Consider the following 6,859-nt stretch of genomic DNA (forward strand, 5'->3'; position numbering starts at 1 on the left):
GGCGCCCGCCGCCGGTGCGCGCGGCGCGGCGGCGCGATGGCCGCGGACCGACTGGCGGGCCAGCGCGATCAGGGTCAGCATCGTGGCGCCGATGACCAGGGCGAACACGCCGATGTCGAACAGCAGCGCGCTCGCCGTGGGGATCTCCCCGATCAGGGGCAGCGTCGCGTAGGCGAAATAGGTGGTCAGGAACGGACGCCCGAACAGCAGGGCGGCCAGGCCGGTGCCGACCGCCAGCAGAAGCCCGAGCCCCATCCAGCGCAGCGGAAGCACGCGCAGCCGGGCCTCCACCCACTGCGTCCCGCCCAGCATGTATTGCAGGATCATCGCGATCGACGCCATCAGCCCCGCGGCGAAGCCGCCGCCGGGCAGGTCGTGGCCGCGCAGCAGCAGGAACAGCGCGACCATCCCGACCACCGGGAACATCAGCCGCGCGATCACCGACGGCACCAGCAGCCAGTCGGCCACCGTGTCGCCCTCCCGCCGCTCGGGCCGCGCGATGTCGTAGGCGCTCTGGTCGCGCTGCTGCTCCGGCACGTCCACGCTGTCGGGGGCCGGGCGGAAGCGGCGCAGCAGCGCGTAGGCGGTCAGCGCCACGGCCCCCAGCACGGTGATCTCGCCCAGCGTGTCGAAACCGCGGAAGTCCACCAGGATCACGTTGACGACGTTGGTGCCGCCGCCCTCGGTGTAGGCGCGCTCCAGGAAATGCTGCGCCAGGATTTCCGGCGGAAAGCGGGTCATCACGCCGAAGGCCAGCCCCGCCATGCCCAGCCCGGCGGTAACGGCGATGGCGAGGTCGCGCAGGCGGCGCGTCGTCCGCATCACCTCGGACGGCCCGGTCCCGGGAAGACGCTTGGGCAGCCAGCGCAGGCCGAGCAGCAGCAGGATGGTGGTCACGATCTCGACCAGGAGCTGGGTCAGCGCGAGGTCGGGGGCGGAGAACCAGACGAAGGTGACGCAGGTCACCAGCCCGGTGCCGCCGAGCAGGATCAGCGCGGCGAGGCGGTGGAACTTGGCCTGCCACGCCGCGCCCAGCGCGCAGCCGGCGCCGATCACCCAGACCAGCGCCAGCACCGGGTCGATGCCCTGCGGCACCAGATTGCCGGGGCCGAGCCCGCGCCGGTAGACCGTCCAGCCCGCCGCCAGGATCGCGACGCAGACCACCAGCCGGAGCTGCGGCTGCAGGCGGCGGGTGCCCAGCAGACTTTCCAGCGACCGGGCGAGGCGCCAGGACAGGAAGACCATGCTCCGCTCGAACATGCGGCGGCCCTCCAGGCGGCTGATGAAGGGCGGGCCTTCGATGTTCCGCCGGAACAGCGGCTGCAACAGGAAATAGAGCGTCACGCCGGCCGCCAAGGCGAGCAGGCTCATCACCAGCGGCATGTTGAAGCCGTGCCAGACCGCCAGGCTGTAATGGGGCGTGGCGGCGCCCAGCGCGGCGTGGGCCGCCATGTCCAGATACGGCCCCACCGTGGCCGCGGGCAGCAGGCCGATGATGATGCAGGCCAGCGCCAGGATCTCGACCGGCAACCGCATCCAGGCCGGCGGCTCGTGCGGGGTCTGCGGCAGGTCCACGGGGTCGGGGCCGAAGAAGGCGCCGTGGATGAAGCGCAGCGAATAGGCCACGGCGAAGGCGCTCGCCACCATCGCGGCGAAGGGCAGGATGTCGAGGAGGAGCGGCAGCGAGCCCCGGGACCCCTGGGCCGACAGCGTCTCGGCGAAGAACATCTCCTTGGAGATGAAGCCGTTGAGCAGCGGCACCCCGGCCATGGCGGCGGCGGCCACCATGGCCAGCCGCGTGGTGAAGGGCATGAAGCGGTTCAGGCCGGACAGCCGCCGGATGTCGCGCGTCCCGGTTTCATGGTCGATGATGCCCGCGGCCATGAACAGCGACGCCTTGAAGGCGGCGTGGTTGATGATGTGGAAGATCGCCGCGACCATGGCGAGTTCGCTGTTGAGGCCGAGCAGCAGCGTGATCAGCCCGAGATGGCTGATGGTCGAATAGGCCAGAAGTCCTTTCATGTCGTTCTGGAAGATCGCGACGTAGGCGCCCACCAGCAGGGTGGCGAGGCCGGCGCTGCCGACGATCCAGAACCACGCGTCCGTCCCCGCCAGCACCGGCCACAGCCGCGCCATCAGGAAGACGCCGGCCTTCACCAGGGTCGCCGAATGCAGGTAGGCCGAGACGGGGGTGGGCGCCGCCATGGCGTGCGGCAGCCAGAAATGGAACGGGAACTGCGCGCTCTTGGTCAGCGCGCCCATCAGGATCAGGATCAGCGCCGGCAGGTAGAGCGCGTGGTCGCGTATCCGGTCGCCCGAGGCCAGAACGACGTCGAGGTTGTAGCTGCCGACGATATGGCCGAGCAGCAGCACCCCCGCGAACAGGCACAGCCCGCCGGTGGCGGTGATGGTCAGCGCCATGCGCGCGCCGTCGCGCGCCGCCGCGGTGTGGTGCCAATAGCCGATCAGCAGGAAGGAAAAGAGGCTGGTCAGCTCCCAGAAGAAGGCGATCTGGATCAGGTTGCCGGAGAGGACCACCCCCGTCATGGACCCCATGAAGGCCAGCAGGAATGCGAAGAACCGCGGGACCGGATCGTCCGCCGACATGTAATAGCGCGCGTACAGCACGACCAGCGCGCCGACCCCGAACACCAGCCCGGCGAACAGCCAGGCGAAGCCGTCCATCCTCAGCACGAGATCGAGGCCGAGCGACGGCATCCAGGCCATCGTGTGGCGGATCACCCCGCCCGCCGCCACCGTCGGATAGGCCGCCCACACCAGCCCCAGCCCGGCGAGGGCGATCACGCCGGCCAGCCACGCCGCGCTGTTGCGCGCGTGCGTGGGCAGCAGCCCGGCGACGATCGCGCCGACGAACGGAAGGCCGGTGGCGGCCAGAAGCAAAAAGGCGTCGGACATGGGCTCTGACAATGGGGTCTCTGGCAATCGGAGGGGCCGAAATGCTGGGATTTGTCGGCATTACGAATATAGGAACGGCGGAGGTCCCCCGCCGCGCCGTTCAGACCTCGTCTTCGTCGGGCTCCGGACCGGCGCTGGGGGGAAGCGCCTGCCGGACGAGCTGGACCACGGCGTCGGGCGTCTCCGCCTGGCGGAGCCGGCGCAGGGATTGCGGGTCGCGCAGGGCCTGGCAAATCTCCCCCATGACGGGCAGCAGGCCCTTGCGGGTCGCCGTGGGCCAGAGCACGAGGAAGAAGAGATCGACGGGCTCGTCGTCGCGGGCGTCGAAATCGATGGGGCGGCGGAGCCGTGCGAACAGCACCAGCGGGCTTTCGGTCCCGCGCAGTTCCGTGTGGGGAAGCGCCACGCCCTTGCCCAGCGCCGTGGACCCGATGTGCTCCCGCGCCTGCAGGGCCTTAAGAATTTCTTCCTTCGGGTTTCCGATGCGGTCGGCCGCCTCCGCGGCCAGAAGCTCAAGCAGGGTTTCCTTGTTGGCCGGCCCTGCATCGAGGATGACGTTGTGTGTGGACAAGAGGTCCGAGATGCTCATTCCTGTCTCCATGGGTGGCAAGCCTTCCGTCTCCCGTCCCGGAAGGCCGGGCTCCGTGCCGGGATGGCCGTGAACCAACAGACTTCCAATCAATTTCGGCACATCCTGTCCACAGCGCCAATCGTCGCTGGGACCGATGATCGGTCCGCCCCACGGACGCACGGCCCCGGAACGGCCCGCGCATTGCAACAAACCTCGCCCATATCCGCCCTTGCAGCAGGTCCAGCACCCATTTTGGGAATGGAATCGCGCCCCGCAAGTGGCGGGGCTCAGTTCCATCTACGTCTTGGCCGCAGGTGTAATCCCACAATTCGCATGTTGCGGGTCAAGGACCGGGGCCGGGCCGGGGACGCGCCGGGGACGGATCGCGAGCGGATCCGGTCCAGGCCCCCCAGCCCGTCGGCTTGGGCAAGGCCCTGAAAAACATGTGATTTCAACGGGCCCGGGCCCGCCGGGGGGAGAGGGGGCCGGTGCACCGGCGGCGCACCGCCAAGGGGAATGCATCCCCTCACCCTGCCCCTCTCACCGGCGGCGAGAGGGAATTTCAAATGCAATCGCCCAGGGAGGAACCGCCCCGTCCTAGGCGAGCATGCGCACCGGCTCGCCCGCGTGCCAGGCGAGAATGTCGTCCAGCGCGTCGCGGTAGAAGACCTCGTAATTCTCGCGGGTGACGTAGCCCAGATGCGGGGTCAGCACCGTGTTCGGCGCCTCCAGCCAGGGGCTTCCCGCCGGCAGCGGCTCCACGGGGAAGACATCCAGCCCGGCGCCCGCGATGCGGTGTTCGTGCAGCGCCGCCAGCAGCGCGTCCCCGTCCACCAGACCGGCGCGGGCGGTGTTCACGAAGAAGGCGGAGGGCTTCATCGCGTCGATGTCGTCCGCCCCGATCACGCCGCGCGTCCGCTCGCTCAGCACCAGATGAACGCTGACCACGTCGGAGGTGGCGAACAGGTCGCGCTTGTCCAGCCGGACCGCGCCCGCCGCCGCCGCCCGCTCGTCGGTCAGGTTGGGGCTCCAGGCCGCGACCTCCATTCCGAAAGCCTGGCCGACCCGCGCCACCTGGGTCCCCAGCTTGCCCAGCCCGACGAGGCCCAGGCGCTTGCCCGCCAGCCCCTGCGTCAGGCCGGTCTGCCAGCGCCCGCCGCGCAGAAGGCGCTCCTCCTGCGGAATGCGCTTCGCCAGCGCCAGGATCAGGCCCCAGGTCAGCTCCGCCGCCGGGGTGCCGACCATGCCGGTCCCGCAGACGGTGATGCCGCGGGCCTTGCAGGCGTCCAGGTCGATGGCGTTGTTGCGCGCCCCGGTGGTGATCAGAAGCCGCAGGTTCGGCAGCGATTCGATCAGCGCGGCGGGGAACGGCGTGCGTTCCCGCATGATCACCAGGACGCTGTAGGGGGCGAGCATCCCCGCCACCTCTTCCGCCGGGATCGGGCGTTCGAAGACCGTCAGCGCGCTGCCGTTGGGCAGGCGATGCCATTCCGCCAGATCGCGCGCGACGTTCTGGTAGTCGTCGAGGATGGCGATCTTCATCACGGCTTCGCGAAATAGGGCGTCAGGTTGGCCCGGATGCGCTCCACCACCGGCGTGACCTCCGCCGGGACCTGGAAGGTCCGGCCGGTGATGGTCTCGAACGCCTCGATGTAGACGCGGGCGGCCTCCAGAACGACCTCCGCCGGGATCTCCGGGATCGCGTCCTTGTAGGGGTCGCAGCGCTGGGTCACCCAGCTCCGCACGAAGTCCTTGTCGAAGCTCTCCGGACGCTGCCCGGCCTCGTACCGCTCCGGATAGCTGGCGGCGAACCAGTAGCGGCTGCTGTCCGGCGTGTGGATCTCGTCGGCCAGGATGATGTTGCCGGCCTCGTCGAAGCCGAACTCGTACTTGGTGTCCACCAGGATCAGGCCGCGCTCCGCCGCGATCTCCCGCCCGCGGGCGAACAGGGCCAGCGCCTTCTCCGTCACCTCGTCCCACTGGGCCTGGGTCAGCAGCCCGCGCTCCACGATCTGGGCGGCGGTCAGCTCCTCGTCATGGCCGGCGTCGAACGCCTTGGTGGTCGGGGTGATGATGGTGGCCGGCAGCTTCTGGTTCTCGCGCAGCCCGTCGGGGAAGACGTGGCCGTACATCTCGCGCCGGCCCTTCTTGTACATGGTCCACAGCGAAGTGCCGGTGGTGCCGGCCAGATAGTCGCGGACCACGATCTCCACCGGCATGATGGTCAGCCGCTTGGCCACCACCACGTTGGGGTCCGGATATTCCAGGACGTGGTTCGGGCAGAGATCCTTCGTCGCCTCGAACCAATAGCGGGCGATCTGGGTCAGCACCTGCCCTTTGAAGGGAATGGCGGTCAGGATGATGTCGAAGGCCGACAGCCGGTCGGTGGCGATGATGACGCGCCGCCCGTCGGGAAGGTCGTAATTCTCGCGCACCTTGCCCCGGTAGTGGTTGGGCAGTTCGGGAATGGCGGCGTCCTTGACGACGTTGGACAGATGCGGAGCAAGCAGAGCGGTATCGACCATGGTTCCAGATCCGGCAAAAGGGAGGCGCATGATAGCGCAATCGCCGCGCGGGGCCAGCGCGGTTATAGTGCGGAAACCGCTGAATAGGGACGTCCGATGCGGGAAATAGGAGAGATTCAGGTCTGGTATGCCGACCTGCGCGGGCTGGCGCACCGGCTGGAGGCGTTCCGCGCCCTGCTCTCCCCCGACGAGACGGCGCGGGCCGCCCGCTTCGCGACGGCAGAGTTGCGCAGCCGTTGCGTGCTGCGGCGGGGGCTGTTGCGCCATCTCCTGGGGCGGATCCTGGGCTGCGCCCCGGCGACTCTGGCCTTCGCCTACGGGCCGATGGGCAAGCCCTTCCTGCCCGGCGGGCCGGCCTTCAACCTCGCCGACTGCAAGGACGACGTGCTGATCGCCATCGCCCCCGGCGGGGAGGTCGAGCTTGGCGTGGACATCGAACGGTTGCGCCGCGTGCCGGACGCCGCCGGCATCGCCGAACGGTTCTTCGCGCCGGAGGAGCGCGCCGCCTTCGCCGCCCTGCCCGGCGCGCTGCGCGACGAGGCGTTCCTGAACGGCTGGACCCGCAAGGAGGCGTTCATCAAGGCGACCGGCCAGGGCCTGTCCACGCCTCTGGACCGCTTCGCGGTGGAGCTGGCGCCGGGCCGCCCCGCCCGCCTGCTGAGCCTGGACGGCGCGCTGGAGGCCGGGAACGCCGCGGACTGGTCGCTGTTCGACCTGCGCCCGGCGCCGGGAACGGTCGCGGCGCTGGCGGGGCGCGGCGGCGGCTGGCGCCCCGCGCTGCGCCCCGCGGGGGCGGCGGGCCGCGCCCGTCGAGCTCCCAGGCGATGGGCGGCGGGGCCTCGTCCCG

General features: G+C 70.1%; 5 protein-coding genes. 1 reads left to right on the forward strand and 4 read right to left on the reverse strand.

Annotated features, from left to right (window positions below; translation table 11 throughout):
* The 4 genes from QSG27_RS26750 to QSG27_RS26765 all read right to left on the reverse strand — a co-directional run.
* Positions 1-2,916 (reverse strand): monovalent cation/H+ antiporter subunit A (locus QSG27_RS26750; RefSeq protein WP_306711590.1); only part of this gene is annotated, 2,916 nt, incomplete at its 3' end.
* 100 nt (positions 2,917-3,016) lie between these two features.
* Positions 3,017-3,505, reverse strand: a complete 489-nt coding sequence (locus tag QSG27_RS26755) for a PTS sugar transporter subunit IIA (protein ID WP_306711592.1) — start codon at positions 3,503-3,505, stop codon at positions 3,017-3,019.
* Between the two features lie 579 nt (positions 3,506-4,084).
* Positions 4,085-5,029 (reverse strand): D-2-hydroxyacid dehydrogenase family protein, encoded by a 945-nt coding sequence (locus QSG27_RS26760; RefSeq protein ID WP_306711594.1) that lies wholly within the window; start codon positions 5,027-5,029, stop codon positions 4,085-4,087.
* A complete protein-coding gene (locus QSG27_RS26765) occupies positions 5,029-6,012 on the reverse strand; it encodes a phosphoribosylaminoimidazolesuccinocarboxamide synthase (protein ID WP_306711596.1) in 984 nt (327 codons plus the stop codon). The genes QSG27_RS26760 and QSG27_RS26765 overlap by 1 nt, the downstream gene beginning before the upstream one ends.
* A gap of 96 nt (positions 6,013-6,108) precedes the next feature.
* On the opposite strand from QSG27_RS26765, the gene QSG27_RS26770 reads away from it, so the two are divergent.
* Positions 6,109-6,859, forward strand: a 751-nt coding sequence (locus QSG27_RS26770) for a 4'-phosphopantetheinyl transferase family protein (RefSeq protein ID WP_306711599.1), incomplete at its 3' end; no start/stop codon positions are given.

Source organism: Azospirillum isscasi (assembly GCF_030849505.1).
GTDB classification, from domain to species: domain Bacteria; phylum Pseudomonadota; class Alphaproteobacteria; order Azospirillales; family Azospirillaceae; genus Azospirillum; species Azospirillum isscasi.